17 protein-coding genes, 2 tRNA genes and 1 pseudogene are annotated in these 19,570 nt (G+C 42.3%); all 20 read left to right on the forward strand.

The window, feature by feature from the left end; translation table 11 throughout:
- Window positions 1–117: 117 nt before the first annotated feature.
- The 20 genes and pseudogenes from MHH41_RS00355 to MHH41_RS00450 all read left to right on the forward strand — a co-directional run bounded on the left by MHH41_RS00355 (window position 118) and on the right by MHH41_RS00450 (window position 19,566).
- On the forward strand, window positions 118–1,722 hold the full coding sequence (locus tag MHH41_RS00355; protein ID WP_050945792.1) for a putative polysaccharide biosynthesis protein: 1,605 nt from the start codon (window positions 118–120) through the stop codon (window positions 1,720–1,722).
- Entirely contained in the window at window positions 1,712–3,196 is a 1,485-nt protein-coding gene (mazG, locus tag MHH41_RS00360; RefSeq protein WP_050945791.1) for a nucleoside triphosphate pyrophosphohydrolase, read from the forward strand. Before MHH41_RS00355 ends, mazG begins: the two co-directional genes overlap by 11 nt.
- Window positions 3,193–3,453, forward strand: a complete 261-nt coding sequence (locus MHH41_RS00365; protein ID WP_003217975.1) for an RNA-binding S4 domain-containing protein — start codon at window positions 3,193–3,195, stop codon at window positions 3,451–3,453. Before mazG ends, MHH41_RS00365 begins: the two co-directional genes overlap by 4 nt.
- Window positions 3,454–3,527: 74 nt before the next feature.
- Entirely contained in the window at window positions 3,528–3,836 is a 309-nt protein-coding gene (gene yabP, locus MHH41_RS00370) for a sporulation protein YabP (RefSeq protein WP_003217974.1), read from the forward strand.
- On the forward strand, window positions 3,833–4,471 hold the full coding sequence (gene yabQ / locus MHH41_RS00375; protein ID WP_003217942.1) for a spore cortex biosynthesis protein YabQ: 639 nt from the start codon (window positions 3,833–3,835) through the stop codon (window positions 4,469–4,471). Before yabP ends, yabQ begins: the two co-directional genes overlap by 4 nt.
- Before the next feature lie 18 nt (window positions 4,472–4,489).
- Window positions 4,490–4,864: an FtsB family cell division protein gene (locus MHH41_RS00380; RefSeq protein WP_003217952.1), complete on the forward strand. Its 375-nt coding sequence runs from the start codon at window positions 4,490–4,492 to the stop codon at window positions 4,862–4,864.
- A gap of 82 nt (window positions 4,865–4,946) precedes the next feature.
- Window positions 4,947–5,345 (forward strand): S1 domain-containing RNA-binding protein, encoded by a 399-nt coding sequence (locus MHH41_RS00385; RefSeq protein ID WP_003217901.1) that lies wholly within the window; start codon window positions 4,947–4,949, stop codon window positions 5,343–5,345.
- Window positions 5,346–5,522: 177 nt separating this feature from the next.
- A tRNA-Met gene (locus MHH41_RS00390) sits at window positions 5,523–5,596 on the forward strand.
- A gap of 26 nt (window positions 5,597–5,622) precedes the next feature.
- Window positions 5,623–5,694: transfer RNA gene (locus tag MHH41_RS00395), tRNA-Glu, on the forward strand.
- A gap of 204 nt (window positions 5,695–5,898) precedes the next feature.
- Complete coding sequence (gene spoIIE / locus MHH41_RS00400; RefSeq protein ID WP_003217965.1) at window positions 5,899–8,382, forward strand: stage II sporulation protein E; 2,484 nt, start codon at window positions 5,899–5,901, stop codon at window positions 8,380–8,382.
- Between the two features lie 77 nt (window positions 8,383–8,459).
- Window positions 8,460–9,194: a vWA domain-containing protein gene (locus tag MHH41_RS00405; protein ID WP_340865337.1), complete on the forward strand. Its 735-nt coding sequence runs from the start codon at window positions 8,460–8,462 to the stop codon at window positions 9,192–9,194.
- A complete protein-coding gene (locus tag MHH41_RS00410) occupies window positions 9,178–10,182 on the forward strand; it encodes a protein kinase domain-containing protein (RefSeq protein ID WP_212046559.1) in 1,005 nt (334 codons plus the stop codon). Before MHH41_RS00405 ends, MHH41_RS00410 begins: the two co-directional genes overlap by 17 nt.
- Window positions 10,183–10,278: 96 nt before the next feature.
- Window positions 10,279–11,701: pseudogene (tilS, locus tag MHH41_RS00415) on the forward strand (tRNA lysidine(34) synthetase TilS).
- Window positions 11,698–12,237, forward strand: coding sequence for a hypoxanthine phosphoribosyltransferase (hpt, locus tag MHH41_RS00420; protein ID WP_003217950.1), 540 nt, complete (start codon window positions 11,698–11,700; stop codon window positions 12,235–12,237). Before tilS ends, hpt begins: the two are co-directional and overlap by 4 nt.
- A gap of 95 nt (window positions 12,238–12,332) precedes the next feature.
- The gene (ftsH, locus tag MHH41_RS00425; protein WP_034620893.1) at window positions 12,333–14,237 is read left to right on the forward strand and encodes an ATP-dependent zinc metalloprotease FtsH; all 1,905 of its coding nucleotides are present in this window, start codon (window positions 12,333–12,335) and stop codon (window positions 14,235–14,237) included.
- A gap of 162 nt (window positions 14,238–14,399) precedes the next feature.
- Entirely contained in the window at window positions 14,400–15,176 is a 777-nt protein-coding gene (locus MHH41_RS00430) for a type III pantothenate kinase (RefSeq protein ID WP_050945788.1), read from the forward strand.
- A gap of 15 nt (window positions 15,177–15,191) precedes the next feature.
- Window positions 15,192–16,067: an Hsp33 family molecular chaperone HslO gene (hslO, locus tag MHH41_RS00435; RefSeq protein ID WP_003217983.1), complete on the forward strand. Its 876-nt coding sequence runs from the start codon at window positions 15,192–15,194 to the stop codon at window positions 16,065–16,067.
- A 52-nt stretch (window positions 16,068–16,119) separates the two neighbouring features.
- Complete coding sequence (locus MHH41_RS00440; protein ID WP_223251241.1) at window positions 16,120–17,022, forward strand: peptidyl-prolyl cis-trans isomerase; 903 nt, start codon at window positions 16,120–16,122, stop codon at window positions 17,020–17,022.
- 77 nt (window positions 17,023–17,099) lie between these two features.
- Window positions 17,100–18,023 carry a cysteine synthase A gene (cysK, locus tag MHH41_RS00445; protein ID WP_340865339.1) on the forward strand — a complete coding sequence of 308 codons (924 nt, stop codon included), beginning with the start codon at window positions 17,100–17,102 and terminating at the stop codon, window positions 18,021–18,023.
- A gap of 124 nt (window positions 18,024–18,147) precedes the next feature.
- Window positions 18,148–19,566: an anthranilate synthase component I family protein gene (locus tag MHH41_RS00450; protein WP_050945807.1), complete on the forward strand. Its 1,419-nt coding sequence runs from the start codon at window positions 18,148–18,150 to the stop codon at window positions 19,564–19,566.
- Window positions 19,567–19,570: the final 4 nt, after the last annotated feature.

The raw sequence follows: 19,570 nt of genomic DNA on the forward strand, positions 1-19,570 counted from the left end.
ATGGAATGAAACAAAACGAGAAATGTGCCGTCTACTCCTTAGAAAGAAACGGCTTTTCATTCACGTATGATATAATGAGTGCGTTTAACTGTAGATCTATTTTTAAAGGAGTCATCCATGAAAAATGCTGTGAATCAGCCGCATTGGCTTTTCCAGGGTGCGGTGATTTTGACCATCGCAGGCTTGTTATCAAAGGTACTAAGTGCCGTTTATCGTGTTCCGTTCCAGAACATCGTAGGAGACACAGGGTTTTATATTTATCAGCAAGTGTACCCCTTCCTCGGTATTGCGATCATGCTCGGCACCACAGGGTTTCCTGTCATGGTGTCCAAGCTTTTGAGTGAGCATGGGGAAGAGAATCGACGAATTATTACAAGGGTATCCTTGGTCTATATCACTTTACTGAGCCTGGTCTTATTTCTTTGTCTTTACATAGGAGCAGGCAGTATTGCGAGCCTTATGGCGGACAGTCAATTAATCCTGCTCATCCAAATGAGTGCTTTCGTGTTTTTATTTCTGCCGCTTACCGTGATGCTGAGAGGCGTTTTTCAGAGTGACGGTATGATGCTTCCAACGGCTGTTTCTCAATTGGTTGAGCAGCTCATCAGGGTAGGCGTCCTGCTTGTTTTATCCTTCTATTTCGTCAGGCACGGCTATTCGCTTTATGAAACAGGGGCGGGTGCAGTCTTCTCCTCCATAGCGGGAAGTGCGGCCTCGCTTATACTGCTTCTTTTCCTTTGGCTGACTTACCGAAAACAGTCTTCTGCACCTATGACAGTCAAGCAGGCGACACTTCGGAAAAAGGATGTTTTGAAGAGTTTGGTGCTGTATACATTCACGATTTGTGTCAGCGGATTGCTCATTTTATGGATGCAAATGATTGATGCCTTTCATCTGTATGCGTTGCTGCGCAGTGAGGGACTGAGTGAAGCCGCGGCAAAGGCGGCAAAAGGTGTGTATGACCGAGGGCAGCCGTTTTTACAGCTAGGGACAGTGTTTGCCATTAGCATCGGGACCTCTCTTGTGCCATTTTTATCTGCTGCCATGAGGAATGGAGAGCATGAAGCGATCAGGCAAAAAGTACGTACATCGTTTAAAACCACGTCAGTTTTAGGGATTGGTTCCGCAGTTGGGCTGATTTGTATTCTTTCGTCAGTCAATACCATGCTTTTTCGTAATGATTTAGGTACCGATGCGCTGCAAATATTCTGTATTTCCATCGCATTTACATCGATTGCGATTACGCAAGCAGCTTTACTTCAAGGGCTCGGGCATACTGTGTATCCGGCTGTTGTGGTGCTTCTCAGTGTGCTGGTGAAATGGATACTCACGCTTGCACTGGTCCCGCTATTTGGCATCTACGGTGCCGCATGGTCAACCGTGTGCGGTTTTCTCGCTGCCGCTCTGCTCAATGCCGTTTATTTGAGGCATAAAGGATGGATTTCGTTGAGAGAGTTGTTCCCAGTGAAAATTCTTTTATCGGCTGCTTTCATGGCCATTGTCTTAATAGGGTATCAGGTACTGTTTTCTTGGGTCATTCCCTTTGAAAAACGTCCTTTTTCCGTTTTAGAGAGCCTGACGTCAGTTTTTATTGGTGGTTTCGCCTTTTTATATAGTATTCTTAAGCTAGAAGTATTTACGGACGAGGAATGGAGACTCATTCCATTAGGAGAAAAGATTTTATATTTTAAACAGATGAGAGGGAATCAAAATGGCAGGTAAGATTACCGTCGTCGGTCTTGGGGCAGGCGACATGGATCAGCTGACGCTCGGTGTATACAAGCAGCTGAAGCAGGCGAAAGAAGTATTTATGAGAACGCAGGACCACCCGCTTACCGCAGAGTTAATGCAGGAGGTTCCATCGCTGACCTTTTTTGATGAGATTTATGAAAAGCACGATCAGTTTGATTCGGTCTATCAGGAAATCACGGAAATTTTATTTACAGAGGCTGCGGAAAAGGAGATTGTGTACGCAGTACCAGGCCACCCATTTGTCGCTGAAAAGACCGTCCAGCTATTAGTTTCTCAGCAGCAAGAGCGCGGGATTGAGGTGTCCGTTGCTGGTGGACAAAGCTTTTTGGATGCGACGTTTAACTCCCTGCAGATCGACCCCATCGAGGGATTCCAATTCGTTGATGCAGGAGATATGAGAGCGGACGATCTGAAATTGACCCAGCATGTCCTCATTTGTCAGGTATATGATCAGCTCACTGCTTCGAATGTGAAACTCACGCTGATGGAAAAGCTTCCAGACGATTATGAAGTCTATATTGTGACTGCGGCTGGAAGCAGCCTGGAACAGATTACTGCCGTTCCTTTATTTGAACTTGATCGAGATGTGTCGATAAATAACTTAACGAGTGTTTATGTGCCTCCGATTCAAGATGAAAAGCTGCTTTACCAACAATTTGACACCTTCCGTGACGTCATCCGTACATTAAGAGGTCCGGGCGGCTGTCCATGGGATCAACAACAAACCAATGAGTCACTTAAACCCTATTTAATTGAAGAATGCTATGAACTGCTTGAAGCGATAGATGAAGATGATCCAGACCACATGGTGGAAGAGCTCGGAGATGTGATGCTGCAGGTGTTACTTCATGCTCAAATTGGTGAAGATGACGGCTTTTTCTCAATTGATGACGTCATCCAGCATGTCACAGAAAAAATGATTCGTAGACATCCCCATGTGTTTGGCGACACAAATGTTTCTGAAGCAGAAGAAGTGGTCGTCAACTGGGAAAAAATCAAGCAGCAGGAGAAGCCGGAGCGGGCAGCCTCTATGTTGCAATCCATCCCGGCGACGCTTCCAGCACTAACAAAGGCATATAAGCTCCAAAAGAAAGCCGCCAAAGTAGGCTTTGATTGGACAGATGTGAAAGATATTTGGAACAAATACGAAGAAGAAAAGCAGGAATTTCTCGTAGAAGTGGCAGAGAAGCCGGACGAAAGTGCAACGAAGCAGATGAAAGATGAATTTGGAGATCTTTTGTTTGTTCTCGTCAACATTGGAAGGTTCTATCAGCTAGAGCCTGAAACGGCGCTCGCTTCCGCCAACACAAAATTCATGCGTCGCTTTCAGCATATCGAACAAAAAGCAAAGGACATGGGACGTTCATTAGAGGACTTAACGCTAGAGGAAATGGACGATCTATGGAACGATGCCAAACGTATAGAAAGAGGTGAGCATACATGAGATTAGATAAATTTTTAAAAGTGTCCCGTTTAATCAAAAGAAGAACATTGGCAAAAGAAGTCGCTGATCAAGGCAGAATTTCGATTAACGGCACACAGGCGAAAGCCAGCTCTGATGTGAAAGAAGGAGACGAGCTTAAAATCCGTTTTGGTCAAAAACTAGTGACGGTTCAAGTCAACGAGTTAAAGGACACAACGAAAAAAGAAGAAGCCGCTGGCATGTATACTGTGCTAAAAGAAGAAAAAACAGCAGAATAGGGCTTGTTCTAAATGATCCTCCTGTCACATACAATGCAGTAACAATGCAAGTATGAGATATGGGGGATGTATAAATGAATCAATATTATAATCAACCTCAAGGCACGAAGCTGTCATCAGAAGCGGAACACAATATCACAATGCGAAACAGAAAGCATTTAGATATTACCGGCGTCAAACAGGTGGAAAGCTTTGATAATGAAGAATTTCTGCTTGAGACGGTCATGGGGATTCTCGCTATCCGTGGAGAAAATCTGCAAATGAAAAACCTAGACGTCGAAAAAGGCGTTGTGTCGATTAAAGGACGTGTCTTTGACTTAATTTATGTAGATGAGCAGCACGGGGAGAAAGCTAAAGGATTTTTTAGCAAGCTGTTTAAATGACGCTGACAGTCCAGTTTTATACGATGCTTTCGATGGTAGCGATGGGCATCTGGCTGGGCGCATCGCTTGATACGTACAAGCTGTTTGTGAATCGGGAAAAGACAGCAAAATGGCTTTTGATTATACACGATCTCCTTTTTTGGCTGGTACAGGGTCTCTTATTCTTTTATGTTCTGCTGCTGACAAATGAGGGAGAATTCAGGCTTTATATCTTTCTAGCCGTTGCACTAGGTTTCTCGATGTATCAGGCATTGATGAAACAGCTGTATATGAACATTCTCAAATTTATCACGATGTGTATTTATCAAACCGTTCTCATCCTTAAAAGGCTGGTCATGTCGATCGTCTTCCAGCCGATCCGTTGGATTGTCACAATGGTCATAAGTGTTATACTGTTCTTGTTCCACTCGCTCTTACGTCTTGTTCGTTTTACGTTTCGGCTCGTGTGGAAGGTGCTGTCCATTGTTTGTTATCCGCTCATCTGGTTACTTAATGTGACCATTATTCATCGGATTCCCGAAAAATGGCGAACATCAATGAGATTGTTTTTCTCTAAAGGAGCAGGAATTTTACAAGGGACCAAGAAATTATCTGGTACCATCAAAACGAAATGGAAACAATTCTGGACAAAGTAAGAGAGGAGGCCTTCAACCTTGAACAAGAGAAAAAGAAATATCGCACAAATTCAAAATGATTACCAAAAACAAATGGAACAGCAAGCACAACGCTTAAAACGCAAACGCCGTGGACTCCTTAGAAGGCTTACCGTGTTTGGTGTGATCGTGCTCATGTTTGCTGTCTTGGTGACAAGTGCCCTCTGGTCGCAATCGTCCTCATTAAAGGAAAAAGAAGAGAAGAAGGTTGCGCTCGAAAAAGAATTAAAGCAATTACAAACAAAGCAGGAAGATATTTCTGATGAAATTAAAAAGCTGAAAAGCAAGGAATACGTACTCGAACTGGCACGACGAGACTATTATATGTCCAAAAAAGGCGAAAAAATCTTTGATGTGGGCAATAAGAGCGATTAGCCTTGTTGACACTTAAAATTCAGTTTATGTATAATTGAACAAATGAGATTTTTTTATAAGTCTAAGGAGGAGCACTTTTTTTATGTCGATTGAAGTTGGCAGCAAGTTACAAGGGAAAGTTACGGGCATTACAAATTTTGGAGCTTTTGTGGAGTTGCCAGGCGGTTCAACTGGTCTCGTTCATATCAGTGAGGTAGCCGATAACTATGTAAAAGATATTAATGAGCATTTAAAAGTCGGTGAACAAGTTGAAGTGAAAGTGATTAACGTTGAAAAAGACGGTAAAATCGGCTTGTCCATTAAAAAAGCAAAAGATCGTCCTCAACAACAACAATCAAGACCGAGCAGAAATGATTTCCGTCCGAAGGAATCGTTTGAGCAAAAAATGAACAAATTCTTAAAAGATAGTGAAGACCGCTTAACATCTTTAAAACGTAACACGGAATCAAAACGTGGGGGACGCGGAGCAAGAAGAGGTTAACTTGTTGCTGCTTTCTATATATCTTTCACAACAAAGCACCTGCTGTCCGCAGGTGCTTTTTTTCTTGATCCATACGACATTTTTTGAGATTTCGTCATTTAATTTAAAACTTCCTATTGACGGACAAGCGATTCCTTTGTATTATAGATCTTGTGCTTCTTAGCGCATTTTTATTATGGCGGTGTAGCTCAGCTGGCTAGAGCGTACGGTTCATACCCGTGAGGTCGGGGGTTCGATCCCCTCCGCCGCTATCCTTTTTATTAGAACATAAAAGCAAGGCCCGTTGGTCAAGCGGTTAAGACACCGCCCTTTCACGGCGGTAACACGGGTTCGAATCCCGTACGGGTCATCTTCGAAAACAGCTTTCTTTAGGAAAGCTGTTTTTTTGTGTCTTCGTAAAATTCTGATGAAAGACATCGACTTTCATGAAAGTATGCCTTTTTGACGAATAAAGCGTCGAACGTTTTATGGAAACGACAACTTCTTTTGACAAAATTTCTTTTTCACCTTCGCTATAATGACAAGCAACGAATATCAGGTGGGGGATGAAAAGATGGAAAAACTAGAAAGAAGAACTGATTTAACAGGAGCGGGGTTTGAAAGAATCAGTGCAGGGTTAAAAAAGATGAAAAACCTGTTTCTTCATCATACGCATTCTCTTTTTTTCTATAAAGGGTTTATTTATGTCGTTCTTGGTTTTTTATTAGGACGAGCCTTTATATTATCTGAAATTATGCCGTTTGCTCTGCCTTTCTTTGGCTCGATGCTACTTATCAAAAGAGATAAGTCCATGCTTGCTTGTCTCGCTTTACTTGCTGGAGCCATGACGATATCACCTCAAAATGCATTGTTTGTGTTTGCGTCGCTGATCGTATTCCTTCTTATGTCCAAGGTGGTTTCTTTCATCATTAAAGACCCAGTGAAAACATTGCCGGTTGTCATTGTGCTGTCAATGCTGATCACCAGAGGAGCATTTGTTTACCTAGAGCAAGGTGCTGTGCAAAGCTACGATTACGTCATGGCGGGTGTCGAAGCAGGACTTGCCTTCATTTTGACACTGATTTTCCTTCAAAGCCTGCCGATTTTTACAGTCAGGAAAATCAAACACTCCTTAAAGGTTGAAGAAATTATTTGCTTTATGATTTTGATTGCCTCAGTTTTAACAGGTCTGGCAGGCATCACATTTCAAGGAATGCAGGCAGAGCATATTTTGTCACGATATGTAGTGCTGAGCTTTGCCTTTATTGGAGGAGCGAGTATTGGTTGTACAGTGGGTGTCGTGACTGGGTTAATTCTCGGTCTCGCTAACATCGGAAACCTTTATCAGATGAGTCTTCTTGCCTTTTCAGGTTTATTAGGGGGATTGCTGAAAGAGGGGAAGAAAGCAGGCGCAGCCATTGGCTTAATTGTGGGTTCCTTACTTATTTCCTTGTACGGAGAAGGATCAGCAGGACTCATAACCACGCTATATGAATCATTGATTGCGGTTGCGCTCTTCTTGCTCACGCCACAATCAGTGACCTCTAAGGTAGCGAAATATATTCCTGGTACGGTAGAGCATGTACAGGAACAGCAACAATACGCCCGGAAAGTACGAGATGTGACAGCAAAAAAGGTAGACCAATTTTCTAACGTATTTCATGCGCTGTCTGAGAGTTTTGCGACATTTTACGATTCCATTCCTGAAGAAAAGAAACAGGAAGAGGATGTAGATCTTTTTTTAAGTACGATCACAGAACGATCCTGTCAAACGTGCTATAAGAAAAATAAATGCTGGGTGCAGAACTTTGATACAACCTATGAACTGATGAAACAAGTTATGCATGAATCTGATGAAAAAACCTACGAGCAAAACCGGAAATTGAAGAAGAAATTTAGCCAGCACTGCTCAAAATCAAAACATGTCGAGGAATTGATTGAAGAGGAGATCGCTTACTATAAAGCCAACCAGACTCTGAAGAAAAAAGTCCAAGACAGCAGACGACTGGTAGCTGAACAGCTGATGGGTGTCTCACAAGTGATGGAGGATTTTTCCCGGGAAATAAAACGGGAAAGAGAACAGCATTTTATTCAAGAAGAGCAGATGATAGAAGCACTTCAGCACTTTGGAATTGAAATTCAGCAAGTAGAAATTTATAGCTTGGAGCAGGGGAATGTCGATATTGAAATGAGAATCCCATATTGCCAGGGCCATGGTGAATGTGAAAAAATCATCGCCCCTATGCTCTCAGATATTTTAGAAGAACAGATTTTAGTCAAAGCAGAGCAGTGTGCAGAGCACCCAACAGGCTATTGCCACGTTGTATTTGGCTCTGCAAAATCATATCGAGTGGCTACAGGCGTAGCGCATGCAGCAAAAGGCGGAGGATTAGTGTCTGGAGACAGCTACAGCATGATGGAGCTGGGTGCGGGCAAATATGCCGCGGCTATTAGTGATGGAATGGGCAATGGAGCAAGGGCTCATTTTGAAAGCAATGAAACGATTAAGCTGTTAGAAAAAATATTAGCATCAGGTATCAATGAAAAAGTGGCGATCAAAACCATTAATAGTATTTTATCTTTACGAACGACAGATGAAATCTATTCAACGTTAGATTTATCCATTATTGATTTACAGGATGCGAGCTGTAAATTCCTTAAGATCGGTTCAACACCCAGCTTTATTAAACGGGGTGATCAGGTGATGAAAGTACAAGCGAGCAACTTACCGATCGGGATTATTGATGAATTTGAAGTGGAGGTTGTGAGTGAACAGATGAAGGCAGGAGATCTGCTGATTATGATGAGTGATGGCATTTTCGAAGGACCAAAGCATATTGAAAATCATGATCTCTGGGTGAAACGCAAAATGAAAAGCTTTAAAACAGAAGATCCGCAAGAGATTGCTGATTTATTAATGGAAGAGGTCATTCGAACAAGATCGGGTCAAATTGATGACGATATGACGGTTGTTGTCATCAGGCTTGATCACAATACGCCTAAATGGGCATCCATTCCGACTGGTACATTCTATCTTGAGAAACAAGAGATTTCTTGAAATATCGTATAATATGAATTTCTTCTGGCGATGATGGGGATATAAAGCATTCAGTTACGATCCCAGGAGGAATGAAGATGCGAAAAGGTCACGTAAACCAAATCTTATTGATTACAGATGGCTGCTCAAATCACGGGGAAGATCCACTTGCGATTGCCTCATTGGCAAAGGAACAAGGGATTACAGTCAATGTCATTGGCATTATGGAGGAAAACAGACACGATCATGAAGCAATGAAAGAAGTTGAGGGGATTGCTCTAGCAGGCGGAGGCATTCATCAAGTTGTCTACGTCCAGCAGTTATCTCAAACGGTACAAATGGTTACAAAAAAAGCGATGACACAAACCTTGCAAGGTGTTGTGAATAAAGAATTGCAGCAAATCCTTGGTAAGGACACTGAAATTGAAGAGCTTCCGCCTGATAAGCGCGGGGAAGTGATGGAAGTAGTCGATGAGTTAGGAGAGACGGTTCACCTTCAAGTACTTGTGCTTGTTGATACAAGTGCAAGTATGAAACCGAAGCTGCCGACCGTTAAAGAAGCACTCATTGACCTCTCCATTAGTTTAAATTCAAGAATTGGTGAAAATCAGTTTGGAATGTGTATATTTCCCGGGAAAAGCTCAGATGCTGAAATTGTGTTGAATTGGACGCCTCGATTCGATTCACTGTCATCTATTTTCCCGAAACTGACCACGGGAGGAATTACTCCAACTGGACCAGCGCTTCGAGAAGCACTCCAGCATTTCAAATCAGTTCGTTCACGTAAAGGGCTGCTTGAAGCAAAGGAAGAGCATGATGAATTCGGCTTCTAACATTCCGTTAGGCACGGTGATTCAAGGGAAATGGCATCACCATCATTACCGCATTGTAAAAGAGCTGGGAAAAGGGGCGAACGGTATTGTCTATCTAGCCGAATCGCCAAATGGTCAAGTAGCCCTTAAAGTGAGTGATGACAGTATGCTCATTGCATCTGAAGTCAATGTATTAAAATCCTTTTCTAAGGCTCCTGTGAAAACCATGGGGCCTTCTTTTTATGATATGGATGATGCAATTTATCCCGGCATGCTTCAAAAGCGTTCCTTTTATGTGATGGAGTATGTCAGAGGCCCATTACTACTTGAATTTGTAAAACAAAAAGGTGATGAGTGGATCGTTGTTTTAATGGTTCAGCTTTTATCTAACCTGGCTCATTTACATCAAGAAGGCTGGATTTTTGGTGACTTGAAGCCAGATAATCTCATCGTGTCAGGTCCCCCGGCAGCGATCCGGTGCATTGATGTAGGGGGAACGACAAAAGCAGGCAGGGCAATCAAGGAGTATACCGAGTTTTTTGATCGAGGCTATTGGGGATTCGGCACAAGAAAGGCAGAGCCATCTTATGATCTGTTTGCCTTAAGTATGGTGATGGTGAACTGTGCGTATAAGAAAGAATTCAAAAAAGGAGCAGAACCGGAAAAGCAGCTTTACAGAGCCATTGAAGGACATCCTTTATTAAAGCGTTATGAGCGGGTGTTAAAGGCTGCTCTACAAGGTAAATATCAATCAGCGGCGGCTATGAAGAGTGCAATGCTGAAAGAAGGACAGCTGATCGCTTCAAGAAAAGCGAGTCAAAAGAAGCAGCAAAAAAACGGGCAAAAGCCCGCTGTTCAACAAAATCAACAGGTGACTTCACGATCGAGAGTTGCAGCAGCAAAAAGAACACCAGTACGCAAAAAATCAGGCGGGCTTTTTGAAACTGTTCTTATCGTGTGCAGTGTACTTGCTCTTTACTGTGCATATGTAGTTTTGTTCCTGCTATAGACCTGTAAAAAAGCAGGCTTCATCTTTGCTTGGAGCTACTGAAAGTGATAGGATATGTATATCTTTAAATTACCTGCTCTTTGTGAGGAGGAAGTTGTGAATAGAATTGAATCATTTTTGAAAAAACATGATGTTTACCTTGAAAATACGACAGTCATTGTCGGGGTTTCTGGCGGACCAGATTCCATGCTTTTACTGCACGAACTAAACAAACGTCGAAAAGGTTCCTTTCAGCTGATTGCAGCCCATGTAGATCACATGTTCAGAGGAGAAGAATCCTTTGCTGATTTGGCATTTGTTGAGGCATACTGCAAAGAGCAAGGAATACCTTTTGAATCGGCCCGCATACAAGTTGCCCAATATGCAAAAGAAAACCACTTAAACAAACAGGCAGCTGCAAGAGAGTGCAGATATGCTTTCTTTCGTCAATTGATGGAGCAATACAACGCTCAATTTATAGCGCTTGCACATCATGGCGACGACCAAGTAGAAACAATGATGATGAGGCTTGTGAGAGGGACAGTTGGAATAGGACTCGCAGGTATCCAAGCAAAACGTCCTTATCAAGATGGATGGCTGATTCGGCCGCTCATTGGATATTCCAAGGATGACGTGCTGACCGCTTGTGAAAAAGAACATATACCCTATGTCATTGATCAAAGCAATCACACAGATGACTACTTGAGAAACCGGGTAAGAAGACACATTCTTCCCGTGTTAAAAGAAGAGGCACCTCATGTACATGAAAGCTTTCAGTTTGTAAGTGACATGCTGACTGAAGATGAGCAATATTTGCAGGCATTAACAAAGGAACAAATGAACCAAGTGATAACGAATCAATCGCCTAAGCAAATTAAGATCAAAACGAAGCCTTTGCTTGACCTGCCTTTGCCTTTACAAAGAAGAGGCATTCAACTAATATTAAACTATCTTTATGAAAACACTCAATCAGCGTTTTCAAACCAGCATATTCTAGGGACTTTGGACTGGTTATCTCATACCGAACAACCGTCTGGATCATTAGATTTGCCAAAAGGTTTACAAGCTGTCAAGTCTTATGATTACTGTATGTTTACCTTTGAACGATCGCTTGTACTAGACCAGTCTTATGCTCTTCACTTAAAGGGTGAGCTTGGAGAGAAGCTTTTCCTTCCAAATGGGCAGTCTATCGTGGTATCAAATCATGTTCCGAAGGATGCACGGAACGGAAACCATTTTTTCTTGCTTCAAAAAGATCAAGTTCGTTTCCCTTTGATCATTCGCTCACGAAAAAATGGTGATCGAATGAAACTTAAAGGGATGAATGGATCAAAAAAGGTGAAGGATATATTTATTGATAAAAAAGTGCCTCTTGCAGAAAGAGACAGCTGGCCGATCGTCACTGACTCGGATCATCAAATCATCTGGATCCCAGGTCTGAAAAAATCCGTTTTTGAAGAAATTGATATGACAAACAGCGATCTCATTGTATTACAATATAGACAGCATGAAAATTTGTAGGGGGCAAGCAAAAGCATGAAACAAGATATTGAAAAGGTTTTGATCTCAGAAGAAGAGATCCAGCAAAAAGTGAAGGAACTGGGTGCAACATTAACCAGCGATTATGATGGTAAATTTCCCCTGGCTATTGGTGTTTTGAAAGGGGCTCTTCCATTCATGGCAGACCTGATCAAACACATTGATACATATTTAGAACTTGATTTTATGGATGTATCTAGCTACGGAAAATCTACCGTATCTTCAGGAGAAGTAAAGATCATAAAAGATCTAGATACTTCTGTTGAAGGAAGAGATATTTTAATTATGGAAGATATCATCGACAGTGGGTTAACTTTGAGCTATCTGGTAGAGCTTTTCCGATACCGTAAAGCAAACTCCATAAAAATTGTGACATTGCTTGATAAACCAAGCGGTCGTAAAGCAGACATCAAAGCAGATTATGTTGGATTTGAAGTGCCAGATGCATTTGTTGTCGGCTATGGATTGGATTTCGCTGAACGTTACCGAAACCTCCCGTATATTGGAGTGTTAAAACCATCTGTTTACGAAGGCTAATCAGCATACGTATACATGAGGTTATTGGTTGTATTGGAATGATTTTCTATGATACTATTGACCATAGTTGTGCTTACTGTGGGAGGAGGTAAGGAATGAATCGGGTTTTTCGTAATACGATTTTTTATATACTTATTTTATTACTTGTGATAGGGGTAGTCAGTTGGTTAGGATCCCCTAATCAAAAGCCTGAGAACATGTCTTACAGCAAATTTTCGCAAAATCTAAGTGCGGGAAAAGTGGAGAGTATCTCCATTCAGCCTGTAAGAGGGGTTTATGAAATTCGTGGTCAATTAGATGGCGCGAAGAAAGATGAATACTTCATTACCCATGTTCCAGATGGTCAAGGTGTTGACCAGATTTACAGTGCACTAAAGAATACAGATGTAAAAGTAGAACCAGCACCTGAAACAAATGGATGGCTGCAAGTTCTGACAACCATCATTCCGTTCATCATCATCTTTATCCTGTTCTTCTTCTTACTGAACCAAGCTCAGGGCGGTGGAAGCCGTGTTATGAACTTTGGTAAGAGTAAGGCGAAGCTTTACACTGAAGAGAAGAAACGTGTGAAATTTAAAGATGTTGCCGGTGCAGATGAAGAAAAGCAAGAGCTTGTAGAAGTGGTAGAGTTCCTGAAGGACCCACGTAAATTCGCAGAGCTTGGCGCAAGAATTCCTAAAGGGGTTTTACTAGTAGGACCTCCAGGTACAGGTAAAACATTGCTTGCGAGAGCATCTGCAGGAGAAGCAGGCGTTCCTTTCTTCAGCATCAGTGGTTCTGACTTCGTCGAGATGTTCGTCGGTGTCGGTGCATCACGTGTACGTGATTTATTCGAAAATGCGAAAAAGAATGCACCATGCTTAATCTTTATTGATGAGATTGATGCAGTGGGTCGTCAGCGTGGAGCCGGTCTAGGCGGTGGTCATGACGAGCGTGAACAAACGCTTAACCAGCTTCTTGTTGAAATGGATGGTTTTAGTGCGAACGAAGGTATTATTATCATCGCTGCAACGAACCGTGCAGATATCCTAGATCCTGCATTGCTGCGTCCGGGACGTTTTGACCGTCAAATTACGGTTGACCGCCCAGATGTCATTGGCCGTGAAGAAGTACTGAAGGTTCATGCGAAAAACAAACCGCTTGATGATACAGTGAATTTGAAAGCCATTGCAAGCAGAACACCTGGGTTCTCTGGAGCAGATCTTGAGAACTTACTAAACGAAGCAGCACTTGTTGCTGCCCGTCATAACAAAAAGAAAATTGATATGCGTGATATCGACGAAGCGACTGACCGTGTCATCGCTGGGCCGGCGAAGAAAAGCCGCGTCATTTCGAAGAAAGAACGTAATATCGTGGCTTACCATGAAGCAGGTCATACCGTCATTGGTCTTATCCTAGACGAAGCGGACATGGTGCATAAAGTAACGATCGTTCCTCGTGGTCAGGCAGGCGGATATGCGGTCATGCTTCCAAGAGAAGACCGTTATTTCCAAACGAAGCCAGAGCTTCTTGATAAAATTGTCGGCTTGCTCGGCGGTCGTGTTGCAGAGGAAATTACGTTTGGTGAAGTAAGTACAGGTGCTCACAACGACTTCCAGCGTGCAACTGGCATTGCAAGAAAAATGGTTACAGAGTTCGGTATGTCTGATAAACTTGGTCCACTTCAATTCGGTCAAGCACAAGGAGGTCAAGTATTCCTTGGCCGTGACTTTAACAACGAGCCGAATTATAGTGAAGCGATCGCTTACGAAATTGACCAAGAAATTCAGCGTTTCATCAAGGACAGCTACGAACGTGCGAAACAAATTCTCACTGAGAATAAAGATAAGCTAGAAATCATCGCACAAGCCCTTCTAGAAGTTGAAACATTAGATGCTGAGCAAATTAAATCTCTTTACGAAACTGGAAAGCTTCCAGAGCGTGTATACGCAGATGACGAAGAGAAAAACGATGATGTGAAAGTGAACATCAAGAAAAAAGAAGAAGATGAGGAGATCTAATCTCCTTCTGTGAAAGCTGCCGGGATCATCGGCAGCTTTTTTTATTTCGATTCCTGAATGGATCGGTTTCGAATTGTTTACAAATGGAACTCAATTCGTGTATGGTATGATAGAAAGTCGAAAAATGCTCTTTTTGAGAAACTATTCAAAGTGGTGATGAAGTTGTTACTCGTGATAGATGTAGGGAACACAAATACCGTTTTAGGTGTTTATCATAATGGCGATCTAAACTACCATTGGCGAATTGAAACAAGCCGTCATAAAACAGAAGATGAATTTGGTATGGCCATCAGGTCTTTATTTGATTATGTCGGGCTGATGTTTGACCAAATAGAAGGAATTATCATCTCGTCTGTTGTCCCGCCAATGATGTTTGCATTAGAAAGAATGTGCGAGAAGTACTTTCACATAACTCCCCAAATTGTAGGGCCTGGAATGAAGACTGGATTAAACATTATGTGTGACAATCCAAAGGAAGTCGGGGCTGATCGAATTGTGAATGCAGTAGCGGCGATTCATCTATATGGAGCACCTCTCATTGTCGTAGACTTTGGCACAGCGACAACCTACTGCTTTATCAATGAACAAAAACAATACATGGGTGGGGCAATAGCACCTGGTATTACCATCTCAACAGAGGCTTTATATACAAGAGCGGCGAAGCTGCCGAGAATTGAAATTGTCCGTCCAGATCACATTGTTGGAAAAAACACCATCAGTGCGATGCAATCCGGCATCCTTTATGGATATGTTGGGCAAGTCGAGGGAATAGTGAAACGGATGAAGCAGCAAGCGAAACAAACACCGAAAGTCATTGCAACAGGTGGTTTGTCCACATTGATTGGAAATGAATCAGACTGCATTGATATTGTTGATCCGTTCTTAACATTAAAAGGACTTCAACTCATTTATGAACGTAATCGTGTCGGTGTACTATAGGAGGTTTAAAATCGAATGGACTACTTAGTTAAAGCGTTAGCATATGACGGAAAAGTCCGAGCATATGCTGCAAACACAACAGATACAATCAACGAAGCACAAAGAAGACACCATACATGGCCAACAGCATCAGCAGCGATTGGCAGAACAATGACAGCTACAGTCATGATGGGTGCTATGCTGAAAGGTGAAAATAAGTTAACGGTCAAAATTGAAGGCGGTGGACCAATCGGTGCCATCATTGCTGATGGAAACGCAAAGGGCCAGGTGCGCGGATATGTCTCAAACCCACAAGTCCATTTTGACTTAAATGAACATGGCAAGCTGGATGTTAGACGTGCAGTCGGGACATCTGGAACGTTAAGTGTTGTTAAAGATATCGGGCTGAAAGATCACTTTACAGGACAAACGGAGATCGTTTCAGGTGAAATTGGAGATGACTTCACTTATTACCTTGTCTCTTCTGAGCAAGTGCCTTCCTCTGTTGGTGTAGGGGTTTTGGTCAATCCAGATAACTCGATCCTTGCAGCAGGCGGTTTCATCATTCAATTGCTGCCTGGAACAGAAGATGCTGTCATTGAAAGATTAGAAAAGCGGCTCTCAACCATTGAACCCATTTCTAAACTCATTGAAAAAGGGATGACACCAGAAGAAATCTTAGAAGAAGTACTCGGAGAAAAACCTCAAATTTTAGAAACTGTACCTGTCGAATTCTCTTGTAACTGCTCAAAAGAACGTTTTTCTAATGGCATTATCAGCCTAGGAAAAGCCGAAATTGAAGACATGATTGAACAAGACGGACAAGCAGAAGCTCAATGCCATTTTTGTAACGAAACGTATGTATTTACAAAAGAAGAGCTAGAAGAGCTACGTGAAGAAATAACCCGCTAAGCTCTAAGCAGCGGGTTTTCTTTTTAGAATGGAAAGGAGACGAAAGATGAGACTGAAAGCAAGAGTGGTATGGACATTTATTCTCGTGTTGCTTATGATCAATGCCGTTGTCATTGCATATGTATTAACAAAGTCGCAAATGTCACAGGCTTCTTCAAACGGGAAGAGCGGTGAAGAAATTGCGTCGATTGGAAAAGAGAAGGTGACACGTCAAGAATGGTTAAAGAAGATGGAAGACCGCTATGGAAAGGCAACACTTGAGCAAATGATTAATCAGAAGGTGGTCGATCAGCTTGCGAAAGAAAACAAGCTTGAGGTGTCCTCAAAAGAAATCAATCGTGAATTGTTGATGCTTAAAGCGGTATCAAATAATTTCTACGAAGATGGACATACGAGTGAAAAGGACTGGACAGAACAGATTCGTTATCAAATATTATTAGAGCAGCTTTTAACGAGAGATGCTGTCGTTTCCGAAAAAGAAGCGAAATCCTTTTATGAAAAAAACAAGGACTTATATCAATATGATGATTCATACCGTATTCGTCATATCGTCGTGAAGACAAAGGGCGAAGCTGAAAATGTATTGAAGGATCTAAAAGGCGGATCTAGCTTCGAAGCGGTGGCAGCTGAACGCTCCATTGACCGCTACACCTCTCCATATGGCGGAGATCTTGGGTTTGTCACAGAAGAACAAGAAAGTATCCCAGCCCTATACATACAGGAAGCTCAAAAGCTTCAGCCAGATCAATGGACAAAAGAACCGATCGAGACCAAAAACGGGTATGCCATTATTCAACTGAAAGAAAAATTAGATGGCCGCTCCTTCTCGTATGAAGAAGTCAAAAATCAGATCAAAAGGCAGATTGCCATGGAAGATCTAGGTGAAAAGGCGAATGTCAAAACCCTGTGGAAAGAAGCAAAAGTCACATGGTTTTACGATGGCGAGCAGGACTAAAAGCATTGACAAAATTTTTCGAAATTGATAATTTAATATTAATACAATAAAATTACTCGGAGATAGAGGTGTTAGTGATGGCTCGTATTGCAAATTCAGTTTTTGAACTAATAGGAAATACACCAGTCGTTAAATTAAACCGTTTAGTAGATGAAGACAGTGCGGAAGTCTACTTGAAACTTGAATATATGAACCCGGGCAGCAGTGTAAAAGATCGTATTGCGTTAGCGATGATCGAAGATGCTGAAGCGAAAGGTACTTTAAAAGCCGGCGACACGCTCATCGAACCAACAAGCGGAAACACAGGGATCGGTCTTGCAATGGTAGCGGCAGCTAAAGGAATTAACGCAATTCTAGTGATGCCAGACACAATGAGTCAGGAGCGCCGCAACCTTTTACGCGCTTATGGTGCAGAGCTTGTATTAACACCAGGTGCAGAAGGAATGAAAGGTGCCATCAAAAAGGCAGAAGAATTGGCAGAAGAGCACGGTTACTTCATGCCTCAGCAATTTAACAACGAAGCCAATGCGGAGATTCACCGTCGTACTACAGGAAAAGAAATTCTTGAACAGTTTGACGGCGAGCTTGATGCATTTATTGCAGGTGTTGGTACGGGCGGCACAATTACGGGTGCTGGTGAAGTCCTCAAAGAAGCCATCCCGTCGATTCAGCTTTATGCGGTAGAGCCGACAGATTCTCCTGTACTATCAGGAGGAAAGCCAGGCCCACATAAAATCCAAGGGATTGGGGCAGGTTTTATCCCTTCCATCTTGAACACGGAAGTATATGATGGCATTATCCAAGTGAAAAACGAAGATGCATTTGAGCTTGCAAGAAAAGCAGCGAAAGAGGAAGGAATCCTTGGCGGTATTTCTTCAGGAGCAGCTATTTACGCAGCACTTCAAACAGCGAAGAAGCTTGGTAAAGGGAAAAAGGTTCTCGCAATTATCCCAAGTAATGGGGAGCGTTACCTCAGCACACCTCTTTATCAATTCGATTAAACCAATTACCCCAGCATTTGCTGGGGTTTTTTTATGAAATCTGTAGATGGAAAGCAAATACTATTTTCTAAATAAATTGGATTGCATTACAATAAGATTAATGAAAATGAAAAAGGATGATAACATGACACAACGCAGGCCGATGGGCATCAAAATTCCTTTTACGAAAGATGCATTCTTGAAAAGATACGAACAATTAACTGCTGGCGAAACACACCATGTTCTTCTTGAAAGTGCTCGTGGTGGTTCATACAGCATTGCTGGCATTCACCCAATCGCTAAAGCGAAGGGAAAAGACGGGATGACAACCATCCATTATCAAGATGAGGTGCTGTTCAAAGAAGGCGATCCATTTAGAGCGTTTACGGATTGGTTCCAAACCCTTCGAACCGAAACGAATGAGGAATACCCTGATTTTCAAGGTGGGGCGATTGGATTTTTAAGCTATGATTATGCTAGATATATCGAGCATTTTAAGATGCTGTCCATTGATGACCTGAAAACACCTGACCTTTATTTTCTCGTGTTTAATGATGTTGCGGTCTTTGATCATGAAGAAAACGTGCTGTGGCTGATCACTCACACAGAGGGAGCGGAATCTGTGAGTGTCACTCATCAAAGACTTGAAGATTTGAAGCAAAAGTGGACAAGCTCTGCAAAAGAATCAGCGCAATCACCTGTTTATGAACCTTCTGCAGAATTTGTACCAGCAGCACCTTTTACCGAAGAAACCTTTGGAGAAGCAGTAGAGAAGATTAAGCAATATATCGCAAGCGGTGATGTGTTCCAAGTGAATTTATCCATCAGACAAGATGAACAGCTCCACACCCACCCTTATGATTTATACAAAACGTTACGTCAAGTCAATCCATCTCCTTATATGTCTTATCTGCACACGCCTGATTTCCAAATTGTTTGTGGATCTCCAGAGCTGCTGATTAAGAAAAAGGGGACTCAATTAGAAACAAGACCGATTGCGGGTACAAGATCAAGAGGCAAAGACGATGCTGAGGATCAAGCGCTGGCAAAAGAGCTCATTGAAAATGAAAAAGAACGCGCGGAGCATGTGATGCTCGTGGATCTTGAGCGGAATGACCTTGGACGCGTGTCCACTTATGGCTCAGTAAGAGTGAACGAATTTATGGCGATTGAGAAATATTCACACGTGATGCACATTGTATCCAACGTACAAGGGGAATTGCGTGATGATTGTGATGCAGTAGATGTCATGAGAGCTGTATTCCCAGGCGGCACAATTACAGGTGCTCCAAAGGTGAGAACAATGGAAATCATAGAAGAGCTTGAGCCGACAAGGCGTGGGCTTTATACTGGATCTATAGGCTGGTTTGGATTCAATCAAGATATGCACTTTAACATCGTCATTCGTACGGCGTACTGCACTGAAGGCAAAGCCTTTATGCAATCGGGTGCTGGGATCGTCATCGATTCTGTACCAAAGCACGAATACAAAGAATCGATTAAAAAAGCCTATGCAGTAAAAAAAGCATTACAGTTGAGCAAAGAAGAGACTATTTTGAGTTAGAGGT

Source organism: Bacillus sp. FSL K6-1145 (assembly GCF_038003425.1).
In the GTDB taxonomy this organism is placed as follows: Bacteria; Bacillota; Bacilli; order Bacillales; family Bacillaceae; genus Bacillus; species Bacillus pumilus.

Coding starts and splice junctions, on each gene's coding strand:
- MHH41_RS00355 (WP_050945792.1), top strand. CDS start 118: ATGAAAAATGCTGTGAATCAGCCGCATTGGCTTTTCCAGGGTGCGGTG.
- mazG (WP_050945791.1), top strand. CDS start 1,712: ATGGCAGGTAAGATTACCGTCGTCGGTCTTGGGGCAGGCGACATGGAT.
- MHH41_RS00365 (WP_003217975.1), top strand. CDS start 3,193: ATGAGATTAGATAAATTTTTAAAAGTGTCCCGTTTAATCAAAAGAAGA.
- yabP (WP_003217974.1), top strand. CDS start 3,528: ATGAATCAATATTATAATCAACCTCAAGGCACGAAGCTGTCATCAGAA.
- yabQ (WP_003217942.1), top strand. CDS start 3,833: ATGACGCTGACAGTCCAGTTTTATACGATGCTTTCGATGGTAGCGATG.
- MHH41_RS00385 (WP_003217901.1), top strand. CDS start 4,947: ATGTCGATTGAAGTTGGCAGCAAGTTACAAGGGAAAGTTACGGGCATT.
- spoIIE (WP_003217965.1), top strand. CDS start 5,899: ATGGAAAAACTAGAAAGAAGAACTGATTTAACAGGAGCGGGGTTTGAA.
- MHH41_RS00405 (WP_340865337.1), top strand. CDS start 8,460: ATGCGAAAAGGTCACGTAAACCAAATCTTATTGATTACAGATGGCTGC.
- MHH41_RS00410 (WP_212046559.1), top strand. CDS start 9,178: ATGAATTCGGCTTCTAACATTCCGTTAGGCACGGTGATTCAAGGGAAA.
- hpt (WP_003217950.1), top strand. CDS start 11,698: ATGAAACAAGATATTGAAAAGGTTTTGATCTCAGAAGAAGAGATCCAG.
- ftsH (WP_034620893.1), top strand. CDS start 12,333: ATGAATCGGGTTTTTCGTAATACGATTTTTTATATACTTATTTTATTA.
- hslO (WP_003217983.1), top strand. CDS start 15,192: ATGGACTACTTAGTTAAAGCGTTAGCATATGACGGAAAAGTCCGAGCA.
- cysK (WP_340865339.1), top strand. CDS start 17,100: ATGGCTCGTATTGCAAATTCAGTTTTTGAACTAATAGGAAATACACCA.
- MHH41_RS00450 (WP_050945807.1), top strand. CDS start 18,148: ATGACACAACGCAGGCCGATGGGCATCAAAATTCCTTTTACGAAAGAT.